Below are 19887 nucleotides of genomic sequence, written 5' to 3' on the forward strand. Positions count from 1 at the left end.
AATGTTTTGAAAGGAGAAGATTATGGCAGATAACATCAAAATGGAGGTGCGACATATCTCGAAATCGTTTCCAGGTGTTAAGGCATTAGACGATGTTAATTTTAAACTAAAAAAAGGTACGGTTCATGTGCTTTGCGGTGAAAACGGAGCCGGAAAATCAACATTGATGAAGATTTTATATGGGATTTACCATCAGGACGAAGGAGAGATAATTGTTGACGGGAAAGTAGTGAAAATAGCAAATCCTATTGATGCAAGAAATCAAGGAATCTCCATGATTTTCCAGGAATTATCTTTCGTATCAGATATGACATTAGAAGAAAATCTGTTTTTGGGCCGTTGGATTAAAAAAAATGCTTGCCTTATTGACTGGGAGAAGATACGTGATGAGACCAAAAAATTATTAGAGAAGGAGGGCTTGCCATATAAACCGGATACACCACTTAGATCTATGAGTGTTTCCAATATTCAAATGATTGAAATTTTGAAAGCAGTGTCCTTCAATGCTGAAATTTTAATTATGGATGAGCCAACTTCTTCTATTTCTAACAAGGATGTGGAATCTTTAATCAGCAAAATCGAGGAACTTCGTTCGCGTGGCATGAGCATTATCTACATTTCACATAAGATGGATGAAATATTCCGAATTGCAGATGAAATTACAATTCTTAGAGATGGGAAAACGATTACCACACTTCAAAAGGATGAAACCAATATCGATCAGGTTATTGAATTGATGGTTGGCCGTAAATTGGAAAATCAATATCCGAAAGAAATTATGGAAATTGGTGAAGAAATTTTCAAAGTAGAACATTTGACGAAGCAAGGCGTATTCGAGGATATTAACTTCAATGTAAAGCGTGGAGAAATTGTTGGATTTGCAGGACTTGTTGGTGCCGGAAGAACAGAAACTATGAATACATTATTCGGTTTAGATACTTATGACTCTGGTGATGTTTATCTGAATAGAAAGCCAATTCAGGTTAGGAATGTACGAGAAGCTATTGCCAATGGGATTGCGATGGTCACGGAAGACCGACGAAGGTATGGTATCATTCCGGTGCGAAGTGTAATGGAAAATGCTTCTCTTGCAACATTAAAAAAATATTTTGCCGGTGGACGCAGGCATAAACATGAAGAGATAAAAGATATATCAGAGGTTTTCGAAAAAGTCCGAGTGAAAACGCCTTCTTTAGAAACGCCAATAAAAAGCCTTAGTGGCGGTAATCAGCAGAAAGTAATTCTGGCAAAGTGGTTGCTTTGTAACAGTGAAGTCATGATTATGGATGAACCTACTCGTGGTATTGATGTAGGAGCAAAGAAAGAGATCTATGAACTGATTGGAGATTTTGCAAAAAATGGCAAGGGAATTATAATGATTTCTTCGGAACTTCCAGAACTGATGGGTATGTGTGACAGAATATATGTCATGAAAGAAGGTAAAATAACAGGTTGTCTGGAAAATAGGGAAATCTTTTCTCAGGAGCAGATCATGAACTATGCTGTATCATAAGCATGAAGCGTTGAAATAAATACAAGGAGATTTATAATGGAAGAAAAGAAAAAATCTTTAGACCTTTCCAAACTGATTTCGAAATACAGTCTGGTAATAATTTTAATTGTAATGATGGTTGTGTGCAGCATAGCAAATAGTAACTTCCTGAGCGCACCGAATCTGTTAAATGTAGTGAAGCAGCAATCAGTGTTTATTCTATTGGCTTTAGGAGCGATGTTGCTTATTTCAGCTGGGTGCCTTGATTTGGCAGCAGGTTCTATTGTTGCATTATCCGGTGTGGTTTCATTATATGCGTACCAAATATTTCCGAATGTTTTTGTGGCATTCATCGTGGCAATTTTAGTAGCGATTGCATGCAATCTTGTTAGTGCGCTTATGGTAACAGTGTTCAATACTCCCCCTTTTATAGCAACGTTAGCAATGCAGTTGATTGCACGTGGTCTTGCATTATACATAACCGGAGGGCAGAATCTCTCAGGAGTAGGAAAAGATTTGGCGGCAGTAGGTCAAGAAAGTACTCTTGGAGTACCAAATAGTATTTACATTATGCTGATACTATTCCTCGCTGTTGTATACCTGACAAAATATACCATTATGGGGCGCTCTATTTATGCCGTAGGAGGAAATGAAGAGGCGGCAAATGGTTCTGGTATTAATGTAAAGGCAGTTAAAATAAAGACTTATGTTATTAATGGTTTACTTACTGGAGTTGCAGCGACGATTTATCTTTCCCGTGTTAATGGTGGTATGCCTAATGGTGCACAAAGCTATGAGTTTGATGCTATGATTGCGACAATAGTTGGCGGTACTAGTTTTTCGGGAGGTGTTGGTTCGGCATCAGGTACCTTGATTGGTGCGTTTATAGTTGGGTTTTTAAATAATATCATGAATCTTGTAGGAATCGATTCATACCTGCAGCAGGTAGCTAGAGGTGTTATCATCGGTGGCGCTGTGATTTGGGATATTTATTTTAAAAATAAAAAAACATATAAAAAAGGGAAATAGGAAAGGGAAGGGAAATTATTATGAAAAAAATTATGAAAAAAGTTCTTGCAGTTGGTTTAGTATTGGCGATGACTTTCTCGCTTGCAGCTTGTGGTTCGTCATCTGATAAATCTTCGGATGCATCATCTGAAACAGCGGGAGATAATGAAAAATACAAGGTGTTGTTTGTATGTCGTAATCGAGCCGATGTGTTTGCAGCGCGTTTAGCAAACTCATTCCAGGATTATTATGAGGGAAATTATTCTGATAAATTTACATTCGATATTCAGGATGCGCAGGCAGATAATGATAAAGAAAATCAGATTATTGATCAGGCTGTAGTTGCCGGATATGATTGTATCATTGTTCAGCCGAATGATAGCGAATCTCAGACACCTTCTGTAAAAGCGGCAGTAGAAGCTGGAGTGAAAGTGATTACTACAAATGCGGGTATTCGTGATATTGAGGGTGCTTCATGGGTTGATGCAGATCCATATGAACAGGGAAAAGTCATTGCAGAACTGGCAGTTAAAGATGCTCCACAGAATGCAAGAGTTGTAATAATGTCTTGTAATCCGGGAAATTTACATACAGAGAGCCGTTTGTCTGCCTTTCATGATATTTTTGTGAAAGAAAGAACAGATGTTGACATTTTAGCAGAAAAGATTTGTACACAGAGTGATTCTGCAACATTTATGCAGACAATGGAAGACTGGGTACAGGCATACGGAAAAATTGATGTTTGCTTAACTATTGGTGATGATTTAGCAAAAGCCTGCTACGAGGTTGTGAAAAATGATGCTACTTATGCTGAGACACAGTACTATGCAGTTGATGCTAATCCGGATGCACTTCTTAGAATTAAATTAGGTAATCAGACTGCAACAGTTATGCAGGATACTGCTGAATTGGCACAGAAGAATCTTGATGGTGCGTGGAAATTACTTAGCGGTGAAGAAGATACCGTTGAGGATACTATTGAAACCATTTTAATTACTGCTGATAATGTTGATAAATATATTGAATACTACATTGAACAGGGCGCTCTCACTCAGAAAGAATACGATGAGGTTTTGGCAGAAATAGGAGCAAAGTAAATTTAAAATTGTAATCACTTTTTATTAATGCATAAGGGGCATAGCTGCCGGCTAAGCCGGCAGCTATGCCCTGTTTGTTTTAAGAAAGTATATGAGGAGGAACATCAATGGAAACAGTGCAGTTAATGCGAATGGCTAATGAGGTACGAAAAGGTGCTCTTACAGCTGTATATAGTGCGAAATCAGGTCATCCGGGCGGTTCACTTTCAGCAGCGGAGATAGATACATATTTGTTTTTTGAGGAAATGAATATAGATCCAGAGAATCCGGATAAACCGGACAGAGACAGATTTGTATTATCAAAAGGACATACAACACCTGCATATTATGCGACACTAGCAAATCGTGGATTTTTTCCAGTGGAAGATTTAAAGACATTTCGTAAGGTTGGGTCATATTTACAAGGTCATCCAGATAAAAAAAATACACCAGGGGTGGATATGTCTAGCGGATCTTTAGGTCAAGGGATTTCAGTTGCTACAGGAATGGCCTTATCAGCAAAACTTTCAAGAGAAGATTATAGGGTGTATACATTAGTAGGAGATGGAGAACTTCAAGAAGGCCAGGTATGGGAAGCTGCAATGCTTGCTGCTCATAGAAAACTCGATAATCTGGTAGTGATTGTGGATAACAACAATCTTCAGATAGATGGGACTATTGAGGAAGTATGCTCTCCATATCCAATCGATAAAAAATTTGAGGCTTTTAATTTTCATGTAATTACTATTGACGGACATAACTTCACTGAGATAGAATCGGCATTCTTGGAAGCAAGAAAAACAAAAGGAAAGCCCACGGTTATTATTGCAAAAACCATAAAAGGAAAAGGAGTTTCCTTTATGGAAAATAAGGCGGGCTGGCATGGCACAGCACCAAATGATGAGCAATATAAGCTGGCTATGGAGGAATTGGAAAGGGCAGGTGAAGCGTTATGCCAGAAGTTATAAAGATTGCAACTAGAGATAGTTATGGAAAGATGCTGGTTGAATTAGGAAATAAATTCGAAAACATTGTGGTTTTAGATGCAGATTTGGCTGCAGCAACAAAGACAGCAATGTTTAAAGCGGCGCATCCAGATAGACATATAGACTGCGGTATTGCAGAATGCAATATGATGGGAGTGGCGGCTGGCCTGGCAGCCACTGGTAAAATACCATTTGCCAGTTCGTTTGCAATGTTTGCAGCAGGAAGAGCTTTTGAGCAGGTGCGTAATTCTATTGGATACCCACATTTAAATGTGAAGATTGGTGCTACCCACGCAGGAATTTCTGTTGGAGAAGATGGAGCCACACATCAATGTAACGAGGATATCGCATTAATGAGAACTATTCCTGGAATGGTAGTCATTAATCCGGCAGATGATGTGGAAGCGAGAGCAGCTGTTGTTGCGGCATATGAATATGAAGGACCGGTTTATTTGCGATTTGGAAGACTTCCGGTTCCTGTTATTAATGATGAAAGCACTTATAAATTTGAGCTGGGAAAAGGAGTAGTTCTTCAAGAAGGAAAAGATATTACTCTTATTGCTACCGGACTTACAGTCCCAGAAACATTAGAAGCCGCCAGGATACTGGAAATAGATGGGATTAATGCAAAAGTTATCAATATACATACGATTAAACCTTTGGATAATGAACTTATTATTAGTGCTGCTAAGGAAACCGGTAAAGTAGTAACAATAGAAGAACATTCGATTATTGGTGGCTTAGGAAGTGCTGTGTGTGATGTTCTGGCAGAAAAATTTCCGACGAAGGTGTTGAAAATCGGAATTAATGACACATATGGAGAATCAGGACCAGCATTGGAATTGGTGAAAAAGTATGGGTTGGACTCAGAAAGTATTTATAAAAAAGTAAAGGAATTTTATAAATAGAAGAAGTCCTTATTTGACAAATGGTGGTTGAATCCAGCTGATTTCACTGTAATAATCAGTGTTAGATTTATAAGGATGGCTGAAAAATGAAATGGGAAGGTCTTAGAATATATAATTTGAAATACAAACAAATAAAGGATGTTTTTGGAATAAGTATTGAGACAGGCAGAGTATATTTGGACGAGAAGGATGATTTCTGGTGGAATATAAATGAATGTGAGTTGATGAAGCAAACTGAGTTTTTAGATGATTGTAAAAGACCTATTTATTCTGGGGATTTGTTGAAATTGGATAAAAAGTTGTTTGTTGTTAAATGGAGCATAGAACGTAACAATTATGTTTTGATAGATGTTCTTGAACAATCGAAATTTCTTGAAATTCATGAACTTCCAAAATGTGGGAATGTATTAGGGAATATGTATGAGATGAATATGTTGATTGAAGAATGTAAAGGGATGAATCAACAAACATAATTCACCACATTTTCCTCATAAAAGGATACGGTTTGCTAAACATGAAATAGCAAGTACTATAGATTGGCATAATAGAAAGAGAGAAATTATGAAAAAAATTAAAATTAAATCATTAACGGCAGAGGCGTTTAATGGATATGGAAGTTTTTATGATTTGATAAATCCGACTGGTCATAATTTAGGGGATTTTTATCATGATCATATTTTATATCCAGTTTCAGGAAATCAACCAATTGGATTCTCAACATTAATATCTAAAAAGTCGGATGAAATGATTGTAAAAAAAGCAGAATATCATAATTATACAAGTGAAATTATTCTTCCGCTGGATGGAGATATAATTGTATATGTTGCGCCGCCTTCAAAAAACCCGGTTCCGGAATTAGCAGAAGCCTTTTTAGTTCCACAGGGAACAATGATTAAATTGAATACAGGTGTTTGGCATATGTGTCCATTTTCTGTTGAGGATATCACTCATATAATGGTAGCACTTCCAGAAAGAGTATATTCTAATGACTGCTCGGTTGTAGAGTATGCAGAAGAGCAATATATAGAAATTATTATGTAATCTTAAAGAATCGAGTTTGAAAAAAGAAAAGAATACTCTGTAGATTAAAGTGAAAAACTGATCTATAGAGTATTTTCTTTATTAGTGGTACGTAAAGGTGAAAAATTACATGCATATACCGTCCGCATACGTGACTTGGTTCAAAGGAAAAATACTAAATCAGGGGGGGTGAAGTATTTCTCAAGTTCTTGATTTTGAGTGCCTGATTTAGAAGCTTTCTAATCTATTCTATGAAGTTGTAGCTGTTGAATGAAAATATGGAGTATACACCTCTACTGCTTGCAACATGCTAAAATTCAGTCTGCTGTATTATGTTATTTGATCGCACATCAAACAAATAATAGACTAAATTTAGAGTTCTATTCCAATTGTACTAGTATCATCATATGAACACATATCAACATCTCATTTCGTGCATACAACAACATTATGTGATGCTATTTGTTGGTTTGGCAACTAATTTATTGACAATATACCGCATAAACAAATAATTGTGAATATATGGTCTGAAAAAATGAAGTTAAGATTAGAAGAGGTAGTTTGTATAAATACGCCGGTGCGAGGAGTTGTGAGGCGAGAGTATAAGGCGACAATATTCTGGTAAGATTATTGCCTGAAATCATACTGATCAATGAAATGGTATATAAGCAGGTTAGAAAATGTAAAGTTTATAACGAAAATAATTCTGTAAACCAGGCATATTACTTACTATAAAGATGGGATATAAATTATATGAGCAACGAAATATTAGGCTAAGACTGTGTGTTGAATGAAAAACACACAGTCTTGGCTGTTGTTTTCTTGTAATAATTGCAATTTTATATTATTAGTAATACAATGATTTTAAATTGTATTCAGTCGAAAAAATGTTATTAAGTAGAATTTATATAAATAATGAGTATATTATTAAACACTGTAAATTGAAAAGAAGTTATAAAAGGGTATGAAGTTAAGAAGATTCCAGATAAGTGGGGATGTTTAAGGAAATGTTACATGCTAATCATAGGAGCAGTATAATGCGAAGATAGCTTTATGTTCGGAATAATATGATAACCTTATATAATACAGGGGAAATATGGAGGCGAATAAAGATGAATGGATATAGACCGTATGCGCATTTTGAGTATAATCAAATGAACCATAGTTAATCAATATATTTTGCGAGTAAACATACTCAGAAAGGAGCAGTAAACGTTATGTGAAAGAAGAAAAGAATTTTACCATCATTATTCAGGGACTTGTATTTACCCAGTATTATCTTTTGAGATAATACATGTCGAGAAGAAAACATCATAACAACTTGCGTGGATAACAATTATCACAACATTATATAAGAATCATAATAAAGTGTTGACTTGGATTGTATATATTGAATAGGGTGACAAAGTGCCAATTTGAAGTGTGGTATGTTTCAGTATATTCATGAGCTATTGATGATCTTTTTCACGATAAGGAGGAAATGATAATGAGAAAACATTTTAGAATTTTAGTATCAGTATTCACCGCCTTAATTCTTACTCTTAATTTTGTACCTGGAGCCGTTGGAATTGCTGCGGACTACACGGATAAGAGTGCAATGGGTGGTGACAGCACAATTGCTGGAGATCCAGTTAGCGAATATTTGTCAATACAGGTTGGACCTGATGGGCGATTTAATAGTGGCGGAACCCCGGCACCTGGCACTACACCTTGGTACAATATCAGTTATGCTTATCCAGGAGCCCCATGGACATCGTTCAGTACCATTAAAGTGGATGGCTCAAATTTCATCTATGGCTCCTCAGGGCTTCGGATTCAGGCGCCTACAGAAGATGCCCTTAGCATGGCTAATACTTCTATCTGGAAATATGGAGACGTTGAAGTTAAACAAACCCTTCAGATAGTGAACGGAACTTCTGGAAATCTTGATACAGGAATGTATAAATACACAGTAACAAATGCCGGTACTGTATCACATAACGTAGGCGTACGCATCATGATTGATACTATGCTGAATAATAACGATGCCGCTCCTTTCCGTGTTCCTGGAGTTGGTGCGGTTACCACCGAAATGGAGTTTACGGGCACAAATATTCCGCAATATTGGCAGGCTTTTTATAGTCTCTCAAATCCTGATATTATGGCTCAGGGAACACTTGTCAGGAGTGGAGATACTCCTCCTGACCGCTTTGTACTGAGTAATTGGGAGAATATTTACTACGCAGATTCAGTTTGGGACTATACAATTCATGCGGGAGTATCTAATGGAGATAGTGCGGCAACTTGCTGGTGGAATCCGGTCAGCATTGCAGCAGGTGAATCTCGTGAATTTGTGACATATTATGGGCTTGGTTCGATAAGTGGGACTTTGGATCTGGCAATAACTGGTGCAACATCATTGGACATAGTAGGGGGACAATGGTCGCCTAACCCATTCACTGTAACAGCATATGTTTCTAATAACACAGGTGCGGTCATGAACAATGTACCAGTTACAATAGGTGTTCCGGCAGGACTCGGCTTGCAGTTAGATGATACTGCAATTCATACCATTCCAAGTATTGCTATTGGTGCTACAGAGCAAACGTCGTGGAATGTAGTGGCAATGGATGCCGGTGAATATACATACTCTGTGACAGGAATTGGTCAAACGGCTAGCAGGCAAATTTCGGTTCCACAACTGCCCCCGGCAGATTTGATTTCACCGCAAACAACCTGCAGCACAACTCCGACAGCAAATTCAAATGGATGGTGTAATTCTGATGTATCAGTAAGTCTGGCAGCAACGGACAATGATGGAGGTTCTGGGGTTAAGGAAATACATTATGTGATTAATAGTGGCTCAGAGCAAGTGGTGGCTGGTGGCAGTGTGGCTTTTAGTCTTACCGGGACAGAAACATTTACTTTCTGGGCAGTAGATAATGCCGGGAATATTGAATCTACACAAAGTCAAACTATTAATATTGACAAAATAGCTCCTTCTATTACAACATCACCGCAAGACTTGCAAATAGTTCCTTTAACTTCGGGAATGACCTTTACATATACCACTACAGATGATTCAAGCGGAATCGACACCGCAACTGGAACAATTAATGGTACGCCGATTACTGGTGGCAGCTATCCAATATCTGCTGCAGGTGTATATAATTTTTCGATTACCGCAACCGACAAGGCGGGAAACAGCGCAACATCGTCAGGAATATTTGTCGTTTATGACCCTTCGGCAGGTTTTGTGACAGGTGGTGGATGGTTCGATTCACCAACAGGCGCATATCCAGCAGATTCGACTTTAACAGGTAAAGCAATTTTTGGCTTCGTTTCTAAATATCAGAAAGGCGCATTTGTAACTACTGGAAATACCGAATTCCAGTTCCAGGTTGCAGACCTCAACTTCCATAGCACATCATATGAGTGGCTTGTAATTGCTGGAAGCAGAGCGCAATATAAAGGTACTGGAACAATCAATGGTTTTGGTGATTATGGATTTATACTGACGGCAATTGATGGCGGAAGTAAATGTTTAGACCAATTCCGCATCAAAATCTGGGATAAATCCAATGACACGGTCATTTACGACAATAAGATAGACGCATCAGATGACAGCAGCAGTTTAACTACACTTGGTGGTGGTAACATTGTAATTCATAAGTAACAGGTTTAAATGCTGGCAAACAGAAACAGTCAATGCATTTATGTTTTCGCCTGAGCGTAGAGATAAGGCAAGAGTGAGCAGTCAATTGATTTAAAACATGAATAACAATAAAAAAGTAATTCTGATTTGGTGCAGTAAATGGACCAAAAAGGAATTGCTTTTTTGTCTTTTAAAGAGATTCAGAAAATTCAGCTGCTTTGAGAGGCTTTTGCACGGAAAGATATAGTGGATATTTTCGAACCGTTGGAGTAAAATCGTCTTATAAAAGAGGAAGGAGCGTGCGACAGATGAGACTGCCTAAAGTATATTCTGCAAAAGAACTGCATGATCTGATTATGGACGTTAAATTTTTACCCTTTTTTCGAAATAATATTTCGGGATTTTCAGTGGAAGAATGCACTCCACACGAGTTATGGTTTTCCGGTGATACAGATGGTCCTTGGGAATGGAAAGGGGAACTTGCTGAATCGGGGGACTGTGCTTATGGTAAATTGTTTTGGAAAAAGGCGGGGTTCGTCAGCATGGAATGGTATCCGGTGTTAGCCAATTACAGGCGGAACGGTTATGATTTTGATGCGCTTTATGAGGATGGCATGGCATCTCAAAAGGATAAATATATTTATGATACGATTCTGTCGCATAAGTCTCTTTTGAGTACGGAACTGAAAGAACTCTGCAATTATAAAAAAGGCGGAAATAAAGGGTTTGATACCATAATTACACGCCTGCAGATGCAGACATATGTGACAATCGACACTTTTGAATACAAAAAAGACAAGCATGGCAATTCATATGGATGGGGAATTGCAAGATATAAGATTCCGGAAAACAAATATGGAGAAGATGAAATACATAAGTGTTACCTGCAAAATCCGGCAGATTCAAGGAGGAAAATGGAGGGATATCTGTCAAAACGCCTGCCGGATGCAACAGAGAAGCAGATTATACAGATCATAGGTTGAATTATGGTAACTATTCAGGACTATGTCCTTCATAGTCACAGATGATGCACGCAAATTGCAAAATCAGCAATTTAGCGCAGGCAGAACTCCGTTAACGATATAATAAGTGCATAGTCGGGAGGGTTTGAAGATGAATATATTGGTAATCAATTGCGGTAGTTCTTCATTAAAATTCCAGTTGATCAATGCGGAAACGGAAGAGGTCCTGGCAAAGGGAATCTGCGAAAGAATCGGTCTTGATGGAAGCAGAATTGTCTACCAGCCAACAGGAGGAGAAAAGGAAAGCACGGAATCTCCCATGCCAGATCATACACAGGCAATCCGGCTGGTTCTCGAATCATTAACGAATGAAAAGACGGGTGCAGTCAGGAGTCTTGATGAAATCGGAGCTGTCGGGCACCGACTGGTACATGGCGGCGAAAAATTTGCCTCTTCAACAATTATCACGGACGAAGTAATCAAGGCAGTAGAAGAATGTAACGATTTGGCGCCTTTGCATAACCCAGCAAACTTAATTGGAATTGCTGCCTGCCAGGAACTGATGCCCCATGTGCCGATGGTAGGAGTGTTTGACACGGCATTTCACCAGACCATGCCTGAAAAGGCTTTTATCTATGGATTGCCATATGAATATTATAAAAAATACAAAGTGAGAAGATATGGTTTTCACGGAACTTCTCACTCCTATGTATCAAAAAGAGCGGCTGTGCTGTTAGGGAAACCTTATGATCAGGTCAGGACAATTGTCTGCCATCTTGGCAATGGTGCAAGTGTATGTGCGGTCAAAAATGGGAAATCCGTTGACACTTCCATGGGGTTCACTCCTTTGGAGGGTCTTATCATGGGGACGCGTTCAGGTGACATTGATCCCGGTATCATGGAATTTATCGCTGAAAAAGAAAATATTGATATTTATGAAGTAATGGATGTCCTGAACCAGAAATCCGGCGTGCTTGGAATATCTGAAGTTTCAAGTGATTTCAGGGATCTTCAGGTGGCGGCTCTGGCTGGAAAGGAAGAAGCAATCCGCGCCATGACCATATTTGCTTACCATGTGGCAAAATACATCGGGTCTTATGTGGCAGCTATGAACGGTGTGGATGCGATTGCTTTTACGGCAGGAATCGGTGAAAACAACAGATATGTAAGAAATGATATCTGTGAATATCTGGGATATTTGGGAATTGAAATCGACCAGGAAAAGAATTCGAAAGCAGGAGAAGAGATCATCATCACGACTCCGGAATCGAAAACTGCGGTTATGGTCATACCGACAAATGAAGAACTTGTGATTGCGAGAGAAACCTTTGCACTAGTAAAGCAATAAAAAAAGTGCAAGATCAGTAACTGCTCAGGGCTATGTCCGTCATAGTAACAGATGATGCACATGAATTGAAAAAGCTGGCAGGGGATGGCCAGAAAGAACCAGGGAGGACCACAATCTTGTGGTCCTCCCTGGTTCTTTCTGGGAAAAAGAGCTGTTTACTTTATATCAATAATCATATACGACTGTAACGCCGGCTTCAATCTTTAACTCACCGACAGAAATAGGCGTTGCGGAGTCGGCGGCTTTTTCCATACCCGAAGCATCGTAGATCGGATACACATTCCCTTGCGAATCCTCGGTGATTTTGGAAGGTTCGGAAATGGATACCCCGGCAGCTTTTGCCAGGGCTTCCGCTTTTGCCTTGGCATTGGCGACTGCATCTCCTAAAGCCTGGAGGTAAAATTTACTGTTTTCTTCTTCCGTGATGCTGAAAGAAATGGAATTTGCCTGGTTGACACCCTGTTCAACGGTCATATCAATAACCTGGCTGACCTTTGCAAGATCAACAACCGTAACCTGAATCATGTTTGTGACATCGTAGCCGGTCATTTCGCTGGAGCTATAGGAATAATCGTAATGCTGGCTGATGTTATAGGAGATGGTTTTGATTTTTTCCTTGGCAATTTCCAGGTCTTCCAGCGCTTTGAAAACGAGGTCCATTTTCGTGGCATTTTCGCTCTGGGCAATGGTAGCATCCTTATTAAAAGTAGTCACACCGATATTTACATAGGCAATGGTAGGGGTGGCGGTAATGCTGGATGTGCCGTGAACGGCTATGGTTTTCTGTTCCTGCTGGGTGTCGCTGGAAGATGCCTGCCCGTTATCAGCATTTGTGCACGCAGACAAGGATGTCATTAATAAGCATAGAATAAGTAATGAAATGAATCGTTTCGAATTCTTCATACCTGACGCCTCCTTTAATCCTTTTTTTGGTACCATCTTAAAAAAACAAAAAACCAGCCTGATATGGCCGGTTATATGTTTGGCGGTATGCAAGGGAAACCGTTTTCATGCACCCTTGTTTATGCTGAGTCCAGGATGATTGGTCTTATAGATATATTATATCATAATTGTATGAAAATCCATACATGAATTTTTGCTGGATTCCGTCAAAAAGCATCATCTCAAAAAGCCCCTCAAAAAGCCTGTCTTTTCATTTCGCCTTAATCAGATTCAGTCAGACTGCGGATTTTTTCAAAAATTGCCAGGGTTTCGTCCTGAGTATCCATGTTGAGAAAGATGGATGTTCCGTTTGCTTTGAGATAAATGAATGGCGGCTTTTCTGTGTCTACAAACATCAGGACGGAACCGAGTTCTGTCGTCCGAAAATGCCCCTTCAGGTTGGAACCAAGGGCAGAGCCGTTGGTGCGCATCTCGATTGTGGGTAGTTCCTCAGCCAGGCTGATTTCTTCTATAGAATCCCAATTATAGGTGTCGCCGTACATGCCTTGTATCTGTAGTCCTTCTGGGAGAAAAGCTACAGTAGTGGGGCGGGAGGAAAAGAACATCAGAACCGCAACCCCGATCAGTGAAATGCCGACTATAACACCAGGAACAGCCAGCTGTCTGCCGGCGTCTTTGCGCAATTTTCCGTTTTCGTCAAAGAGGTTACCGTCATATTTCTGTGCTTTGATGAGCATATACAGTGTCGAAATGCCAAAAACCGCAAATGTAAGGTCTAGCCACTTTCTGACGCCCAATGCATAGAAGATGCCTGCAGCTATGAAAAGAATTCCGTTAAAATAGGCGTAGATCCCCATCAGGCGGCCAAGGCCTTTGGTGTCTACATTTGCTTTTTTCTCTTTTGACATGGTATTGTAGCCGGATATGAGGAAATACCATTTGAATACGTGTACTGCGAGACCTATGAAAATGAAAAATGCACCGATTAGAAAATATATCCACATAATGAACCTCCTGATTTTTGGTTGTTGGAAAGGTAAGATTATAGCAGCAGCTCGGTTCCGGATCGCGAGTATCCACAAACCGTAAAACCGAGAAATTGTAAAACCGTACTATGTTTTTTCGCGCCGGGACCGGATTTCACCGGGGGTGCAGCCGAATTTTTCACGAAAGATTTTTCTGAACAATTTATAATTTGTGAAACCGTGGTTTTCCAGTATTTCATATAGAGGGGTGTCCTTATTGAGCAGGTCTGCGTAAATATGGGACAGACGGATCTCGTTCAGGTATTCCAGGTAGGTCTGCCCCATAAACAGCTTGAATTTTCTGCAGAAGTACTGGGGCTGCAGATGGGCGATGTCTGCCACCTCCTGAATGGCAATGGGCCTGCTGTAATGCAGGTTCGTGTATTCCAGAACCGGTTCAAGCATGGTCAGTGAGGAACTGACCAGCGGCTGCTGTAGGCTTTCGCCTGGAATTCGGAAATGATGGTAGAGCAGAAAAAGCAGTTCAAACAGAAGGCTGTTGAAATGCAGGCTGCCGGCCTCTGGTTTCAGTATTTCTATCGCTTCCATATCCTTTAAAATCTTTTTGAGCTGGGCGAGTCTGACCTGGTAAGAGCCGTCTTTTGAATGGATAGCCAGATCGAAAAAACAGGAATCATAATCAGGCATATACCTTTTTAAAAAAGGTGATGGAACCTGAAGCATGATGGAGGTATTTCCGTCGATGCAGTGGGTAGCATGGACCACGCTGGAATTGATCAGAATGCAGTCGTCTTCATGCAAATCGAAAGTCTGACTTCCAATCTTGACATGCAGGCTTCCGGAAGTGATATAGATGATTTCCAGAGAATTATGCCAGTGGCTGGAAACGAAGCTCCCGGTATCTTCAAATAATCGGAAACGCACGTCCAGGTTTTCTGTGGGCTGAATGATCTCATGAGGGATGGGACGTTCTTTCATAAATTGCTCCTTAATATTATCAAAATAAAAGTAACGGTTCAAAGCTGCTTTCCCACAAGGCGCTTTGTGATGAGTTTGTGGGAATAGGGAAACTGAGCTGAAAAAAAGATAATATCGACCTATATAAAACACAATAAAGTCACTTATATAATAATCAAAAGAAATTTATAATGATTATAACATGAATGGAAATGCAAATAAATAGTCACAATAAACCTGCTTCAGGAACAAGAGAGGAAGAAAAGAGATGTATGTAAAAGGTGTCAATCTGGGCAACTGGCTGGTGCTCGAAAAATGGATGAATCCTGCACTTTTTGAAGGGACAACGGCAGAAGATGAATATTATCTTCCGACCCAGCTTTCAAAAGATGTATACGAAGCAAGAATCAGGATCCACAGGAGTGAATATATCACAGAACGTGATTTTGCCTATATCAAATCGGTGGGGATGAATGCGGTGCGTATTCCGGTTCCTTATTTTGTTTTCGGTGACTGCCCGCCGTTTTTGGGGTGTGTCAAAGAACTTGACAAGGCATTTGCCTGGGCGGAAAAATACGGACTTGTGATTTTAATTGATCTTCATACCGTTCCTGGCAGCCAGAACGGATTCGATAACGGCGGAATCTCGGGCGTATGCAAGTGGGCGCAGCAGCCGGAAAGCGTCGAATTCACGCTGAAGGTCCTTGAAAGACTGTCAGAACGTTATGGAAACAGGAGCAGTCTGTGGGGGATTGAGATTGTAAATGAACCAATCACAGAAAACATATGGAACCTGATGGACATCCAGAGCCGGTATAAACCTGAAGACCCGGAAATGGCAAAAGGAAGCGCGCCCGTGACGCTGGAGTTCCTGCGGAAATTCTATGTGGAAGCATACCGGAGAATGCGGAAATATCTTCCAAAAGAAAAAGTGGTCGTATTCCATGACGGATTCGAACTGAAGGCCTGGAAAGACTTCATGAGAGAAGAGGAATTCAAAAATGTAGTCCTTGACACCCATCTGTACCTGATGACAGCTGAAGCTGAGGGGTGCGGTCGGTCGAAGGAAGACTACATCACCTACGTGCATGATCATTATAAGAAAGATATAGCGGAAATGCAGGAATATTTCCCGGTCATCTGTGGAGAATGGAGCCTGTTTAATTCCTATGCCTGCGGAATCGACACGGCAGGGGGACAATCTCCGGTAAACGGTGTTATGGCTACGGAGGATTTACTGTCTGCAGATAAGAAAAAGGAGCTTTACCGTGCGCTCGCCGAAGCACAGCTGGAAGCATGGAACCAGGGAATTGGCTATTTTTACTGGAACTACAAATTACTGCTGGATACGGTGAACGAACCGGGATGGATCGGCTGGGACAGCTGGGACTTCGGAAAGTGCGCGGCCCAGGGCTGGTTTCCGGTTGAATATAAATAGAAGAAATGGGGATGAGTTATGATCAGAAATCCGATTTTGCCGGGCTTTAATCCGGATCCATGCATCTGTAGGAAAGGCGACGACTATTATCTGGCAGTGTCATCCTTTGAGTGGTTTCCGGGAATTCCCGTCTACCATTCAAAAGACTTGAAAAACTGGGAACTTTATACACATGTGCTGACGGATGATGTTGCTGTCGACCTTAAAAAACTTCCTTCTGCAAAAGGAATATGGGCACCTTGCCTGACCTACTGCGAAAAAGATGACCTGTTCTATGTCATTTACGGCGTGATGAATTCTATGAATGCGAGATATTTTGATGTGGATAATTATCTGGTTACAGCAAGGGATATCAGGGGACCGTGGAGCGAGCCGGTCTATCTCCATTCCTCAGGTTTCGACGCCTCGATGTTTCACGATGACGACGGGAAAAAATGGGTCGTGTCACTGGAATGGGAGACGAGGGAAGGCTATGAAAAGCCGGGAGCGATCTGCATGGTTGAATATTCTCCTGAGAAAAAAGAAATCATCGGATATCCCAAGCGGATCTGGTCGGGGGGGACGGACAGGGGCTGCATTGAAGCGCCACACCTGACAAAACGCGGACGGTATTATTATATCATGTGTGCAGAAGGCGGAACGGGCTACGGGCACAGCGTCACAATGGGAAGGGCCGAGAATGTATGGGGACCTTATGAAAAGGATCCGGAGAACCCGATTCTGACATCCATACCGGGAGACTTTAATGAGCGCCATGATCCGGATCACCTGAAGCCTAAATATTTCAACCCGGAATCGGTACTCCAGAAATCCGGTCATGGAAGTTATGTGGAGACCCAGAACGGGGAAGTGTGGCTGGTACATCTTTGCGCAAGGCCATTCGTTCCAGAGCTGCGCTGCACCCTGGGGAGAGAGACGGCCATCCAGAAAATGGAGTGGACGCAGGACGGTTGGCTCCGCATGGCAGACGGCACCAATCTGGCCAAGGAATATGTGGAAGAGAGCAGCCTTCCGGAATCTCCTGTTTCAACAATTCCGGATTTTGACGATTTTGATTCGGGGGAACTGGGAATCCAGTACTATGCCCCGAGAATCATGCCGGAGACATTTGCTGATGTGAAGGCGAGACCTGGATTTGTTAGGATCAGAGGCCAGGAATCCAGAACCTCCCTCAATAAGGTAAGCCTGTTAGCCAGAAAACTGACCTCTGTATATGCGACAGTCACGACAAAGATGGAATTTCAGCCGCAAGTCCATCAGCACAGCGCAGGACTTATCCTGTATTATGACAATATGAATTACATCAACCTGCGTAAATACCATAGCGAAACGCTGGGACAAAGTGCGCTGTCCATCATCCATCTGGAAAATGGCGAAAAGACGGAATTCCTGAACACCAGAATCCCGGTAGACGACTGTCCGCTGTTCCTTCGACTGAATATCAGGGGACGGCAGTCCTGGTTCGAGTGGAGCTATGACGGAAACGTATACCAGAAGATCGGAAAGACATTTAATACCACCAGATTTTCGGATGAATACTGCAAGTACGGGGAGTTTACAGGAACATTTGTTGGAATGACTTGTGCGGACAGAGTGAGGCACAGCCATTATGCAGATTTTGACTTTTTTGAGTATGCTGCAGATGAAGAGAAACCTGTGGATTAGCAGAAAAGTTTTGCGGAAAAATAAATAAGCAGCAGGCAGGAACGTTTTTTATTGGTCCTGTCCGCTGCTTTTTTTGAATTCTGGAAATCTACTTATAATAGTCCGTTTTATATACTTCGTCATAATAGACAATATCACGTTCCACCAGGGTGCTTTCTCCATTCGCCACCTTTACGATATTCACTGCGCAATTTGCGGGAACGCCGCCCTGCCAGAAGTTGTCCTTGTCGCTGTATACATTATTTAAAATTCCTCTGACAGCGCAACCGTGGGTTGCTACTAAAATGGTCTTATCCTGATAATCCGGATTTTGGACCAATTCCTTATAGAATTCTTTTGTTCGGTGGCATACATCAAGTATGCTTTCTCCTTCGGGTGCACCGTCGAATCCAAATGGATCTGTGTAGAATTTTCGGAAATCATTGTCTGGGATTTCGTTTTTATGCTTCAGCGCGCATAACCCCTCCCATTTCCCCCAGTTAATCTCGCGTATTCTGTCGTCAAACAGAACGGGTGCTTTTCGTTTGCCCATAATGAGTCTGGCTGTTTCGGCCGCTCTGTTCAAAGGGCTGCTGATTGCCAAATCAAAATGCACATGTTCCAGCTTCTCGCCCGTAATTTTTGCCAGCAGAATCCCCATTTCGTTTAAAGGGATATCTGCATGCCCCTGCATTCTGCCCTCTGTATTCCAGGGCGTTTCGCCGTGTCTGATCAGATATAACAACATATTTTACTGCCTCCTCATTTATTCTATAATTACTGCCATCCCGGTTTTGCGTGATTTCCGCTGCGTTACATTTACAAAAAATACCTTACGCAAATAACGTGTGAACAGTAACAGACCCACTACAATACACAATAATATAGGAACAGAACGTTCCTTTTGCAAATTAATCGCAATCAAATCAGGAATGCAGGCCAATGAGCCTGTCCCGAACAGTAGAAATAATCAGGCAGGTTCAACAACAGCATATCTTCCATACCGTGGAAGGCAAGGAAAACTTAAATCGAAATAACCGCAGTTCCGGAACTGTAATGGATATTTATATTATACAGCTTGTATTTGAATTTGTGCAACTGACCTGCCTCGGGCGTGGAACTGTCCCTGTGTGCAGATGTCCTGTTACGGTTCGATCTGTGAATAACATGTTTCGTGATGCACAGAAATGTGTTTGTTGTATGCTTAACAAAAACAGAAATTAGATGTAAAGTTAATAAAAACGAAATAAACGTAAATAAATATATAAAATAATAAAAAGTGTTGACGTATGTGGAAAATGATGATATTATGTAAATCCACCAAGCGATATGCGATTCGGTGGTGAAAATAAAAGTGAAACAAAATAAAAAAAGTGTTGACAAAAGCAATTGTGTTTGATAAGATATAAAAGTTGCTGGTCACACGGACAACAACACAGAACATTGATAACTGAACAGTGAAACAACCTTGAAAATTCAAAACCAGACAAAGTCTGGAAAAGAGATTTCATGATCGGTCTGGACT

General features: G+C 40.8%; 16 protein-coding genes. 12 read left to right on the forward strand and 4 right to left on the reverse strand.

The genetic code is table 11. The features are described 5' to 3' along the window. Window positions 1-22 precede the first annotated feature (22 nt). The 10 genes from BJR36_RS17175 (at window position 23) to BJR36_RS17220 (ending at window position 12434) form a co-directional block, all read left to right on the forward strand. Complete coding sequence (locus BJR36_RS17175) at window positions 23-1513, forward strand: sugar ABC transporter ATP-binding protein (RefSeq protein WP_091236597.1); 1491 nt, start codon at window positions 23-25, stop codon at window positions 1511-1513. A gap of 36 nt (window positions 1514-1549) precedes the next feature. Next, entirely contained in the window at window positions 1550-2521 is a 972-nt protein-coding gene (locus BJR36_RS17180) for an ABC transporter permease (RefSeq protein ID WP_091236600.1), read from the forward strand. Between the two features lie 20 nt (window positions 2522-2541). Further along, window positions 2542-3597, forward strand: a complete 1056-nt coding sequence (locus BJR36_RS17185; RefSeq protein ID WP_091236604.1) for a sugar ABC transporter substrate-binding protein — start codon at window positions 2542-2544, stop codon at window positions 3595-3597. Between the two features lie 107 nt (window positions 3598-3704). Next, window positions 3705-4544, forward strand: coding sequence for a transketolase (locus BJR36_RS17190; protein ID WP_091236606.1), 840 nt, complete (start codon window positions 3705-3707; stop codon window positions 4542-4544). Continuing rightward, entirely contained in the window at window positions 4529-5470 is a 942-nt protein-coding gene (locus BJR36_RS17195; protein ID WP_091236608.1) for a transketolase family protein, read from the forward strand. Before BJR36_RS17190 ends, BJR36_RS17195 begins: the two co-directional genes overlap by 16 nt. 86 nt (window positions 5471-5556) lie before the next feature. Further along, window positions 5557-5943, forward strand: a complete 387-nt coding sequence (locus tag BJR36_RS17200) for a hypothetical protein (RefSeq protein ID WP_091236611.1) — start codon at window positions 5557-5559, stop codon at window positions 5941-5943. Window positions 5944-6031: 88 nt separating this feature from the next. Beyond that, window positions 6032-6511 (forward strand): ureidoglycolate lyase, encoded by a 480-nt coding sequence (locus BJR36_RS17205; RefSeq protein WP_091236612.1) that lies wholly within the window; start codon window positions 6032-6034, stop codon window positions 6509-6511. A gap of 1465 nt (window positions 6512-7976) precedes the next feature. Next, window positions 7977-10145 carry an Ig domain-containing protein gene (locus BJR36_RS17210; protein ID WP_091236614.1) on the forward strand — a complete coding sequence of 723 codons (2169 nt, stop codon included), beginning with the start codon at window positions 7977-7979 and terminating at the stop codon, window positions 10143-10145. A 287-nt stretch (window positions 10146-10432) separates the two neighbouring features. Next, the gene (locus BJR36_RS17215) at window positions 10433-11107 is read left to right on the forward strand and encodes an AlkZ-related protein (protein ID WP_242875639.1); all 675 of its coding nucleotides are present in this window, start codon (window positions 10433-10435) and stop codon (window positions 11105-11107) included. 130 nt (window positions 11108-11237) lie between these two features. Continuing rightward, window positions 11238-12434, forward strand: a complete 1197-nt coding sequence (locus tag BJR36_RS17220; RefSeq protein ID WP_091236615.1) for an acetate/propionate family kinase — start codon at window positions 11238-11240, stop codon at window positions 12432-12434. A gap of 165 nt (window positions 12435-12599) precedes the next feature. Here the strand turns inward: BJR36_RS17220 and BJR36_RS17225 are convergent, their stop codons facing one another. From BJR36_RS17225 to BJR36_RS17235, 3 genes are all read right to left on the reverse strand, one after another. Next, a complete protein-coding gene (locus BJR36_RS17225; RefSeq protein WP_169823764.1) occupies window positions 12600-13337 on the reverse strand; it encodes an SIMPL domain-containing protein in 738 nt (245 codons plus the stop codon). A 260-nt stretch (window positions 13338-13597) separates the two neighbouring features. Then, a complete protein-coding gene (locus tag BJR36_RS17230) occupies window positions 13598-14341 on the reverse strand; it encodes a DUF3784 domain-containing protein (RefSeq protein WP_091236618.1) in 744 nt (247 codons plus the stop codon). Between the two features lie 108 nt (window positions 14342-14449). After that, window positions 14450-15301 (reverse strand): AraC family transcriptional regulator, encoded by an 852-nt coding sequence (locus BJR36_RS17235; protein WP_091236620.1) that lies wholly within the window; start codon window positions 15299-15301, stop codon window positions 14450-14452. A gap of 247 nt (window positions 15302-15548) precedes the next feature. Here BJR36_RS17235 and BJR36_RS17240 point away from each other — a divergent pair, with 247 nt between their 5' ends. Then, on the forward strand, window positions 15549-16718 hold the full coding sequence (locus tag BJR36_RS17240) for a glycoside hydrolase family 5 protein (RefSeq protein WP_091236622.1): 1170 nt from the start codon (window positions 15549-15551) through the stop codon (window positions 16716-16718). An 18-nt stretch (window positions 16719-16736) separates the two neighbouring features. Further along, window positions 16737-18383 (forward strand): glycoside hydrolase family 43 protein, encoded by a 1647-nt coding sequence (locus tag BJR36_RS17245; protein ID WP_091236624.1) that lies wholly within the window; start codon window positions 16737-16739, stop codon window positions 18381-18383. Window positions 18384-18471: 88 nt separating this feature from the next. On the opposite strand, the gene BJR36_RS17250 is transcribed toward BJR36_RS17245, so the two are convergent. Beyond that, the gene (locus BJR36_RS17250) at window positions 18472-19110 is read right to left on the reverse strand and encodes a histidine phosphatase family protein (RefSeq protein ID WP_091236625.1); all 639 of its coding nucleotides are present in this window, start codon (window positions 19108-19110) and stop codon (window positions 18472-18474) included. Window positions 19111-19887: the final 777 nt, after the last annotated feature.

Origin of the sequence: Anaerobium acetethylicum, assembly GCF_900096945.1 — a bacterium.
Lineage (GTDB): Bacteria > Bacillota > Clostridia > Lachnospirales > Lachnospiraceae > Anaerobium > Anaerobium acetethylicum.

Bases quoted from the DNA above. Each gene is read 5' to 3' on its own strand.
- BJR36_RS17245 (WP_091236624.1), top strand. From the start codon at position 16,737: ATGATCAGAAATCCGATTTTGCCGGGCTTTAATCCGGATCCATGCATC.
- BJR36_RS17200 (WP_091236611.1), top strand. From the start codon at position 5,557: ATGAAATGGGAAGGTCTTAGAATATATAATTTGAAATACAAACAAATA.
- BJR36_RS17190 (WP_091236606.1), top strand. From the start codon at position 3,705: ATGGAAACAGTGCAGTTAATGCGAATGGCTAATGAGGTACGAAAAGGT.
- BJR36_RS17250 (WP_091236625.1), bottom strand. From the start codon at position 19,110: ATGTTGTTATATCTGATCAGACACGGCGAAACGCCCTGGAATACAGAG.
- BJR36_RS17185 (WP_091236604.1), top strand. From the start codon at position 2,542: ATGAAAAAAATTATGAAAAAAGTTCTTGCAGTTGGTTTAGTATTGGCG.
- BJR36_RS17240 (WP_091236622.1), top strand. From the start codon at position 15,549: ATGTATGTAAAAGGTGTCAATCTGGGCAACTGGCTGGTGCTCGAAAAA.
- BJR36_RS17210 (WP_091236614.1), top strand. From the start codon at position 7,977: ATGAGAAAACATTTTAGAATTTTAGTATCAGTATTCACCGCCTTAATT.
- BJR36_RS17205 (WP_091236612.1), top strand. From the start codon at position 6,032: ATGAAAAAAATTAAAATTAAATCATTAACGGCAGAGGCGTTTAATGGA.
- BJR36_RS17235 (WP_091236620.1), bottom strand. From the start codon at position 15,301: ATGAAAGAACGTCCCATCCCTCATGAGATCATTCAGCCCACAGAAAAC.
- BJR36_RS17195 (WP_091236608.1), top strand. From the start codon at position 4,529: ATGCCAGAAGTTATAAAGATTGCAACTAGAGATAGTTATGGAAAGATG.
- BJR36_RS17175 (WP_091236597.1), top strand. From the start codon at position 23: ATGGCAGATAACATCAAAATGGAGGTGCGACATATCTCGAAATCGTTT.
- BJR36_RS17180 (WP_091236600.1), top strand. From the start codon at position 1,550: ATGGAAGAAAAGAAAAAATCTTTAGACCTTTCCAAACTGATTTCGAAA.
- BJR36_RS17215 (WP_242875639.1), top strand. From the start codon at position 10,433: ATGAGACTGCCTAAAGTATATTCTGCAAAAGAACTGCATGATCTGATT.
- BJR36_RS17220 (WP_091236615.1), top strand. From the start codon at position 11,238: ATGAATATATTGGTAATCAATTGCGGTAGTTCTTCATTAAAATTCCAG.
- BJR36_RS17225 (WP_169823764.1), bottom strand. From the start codon at position 13,337: ATGAAGAATTCGAAACGATTCATTTCATTACTTATTCTATGCTTATTA.
- BJR36_RS17230 (WP_091236618.1), bottom strand. From the start codon at position 14,341: ATGTGGATATATTTTCTAATCGGTGCATTTTTCATTTTCATAGGTCTC.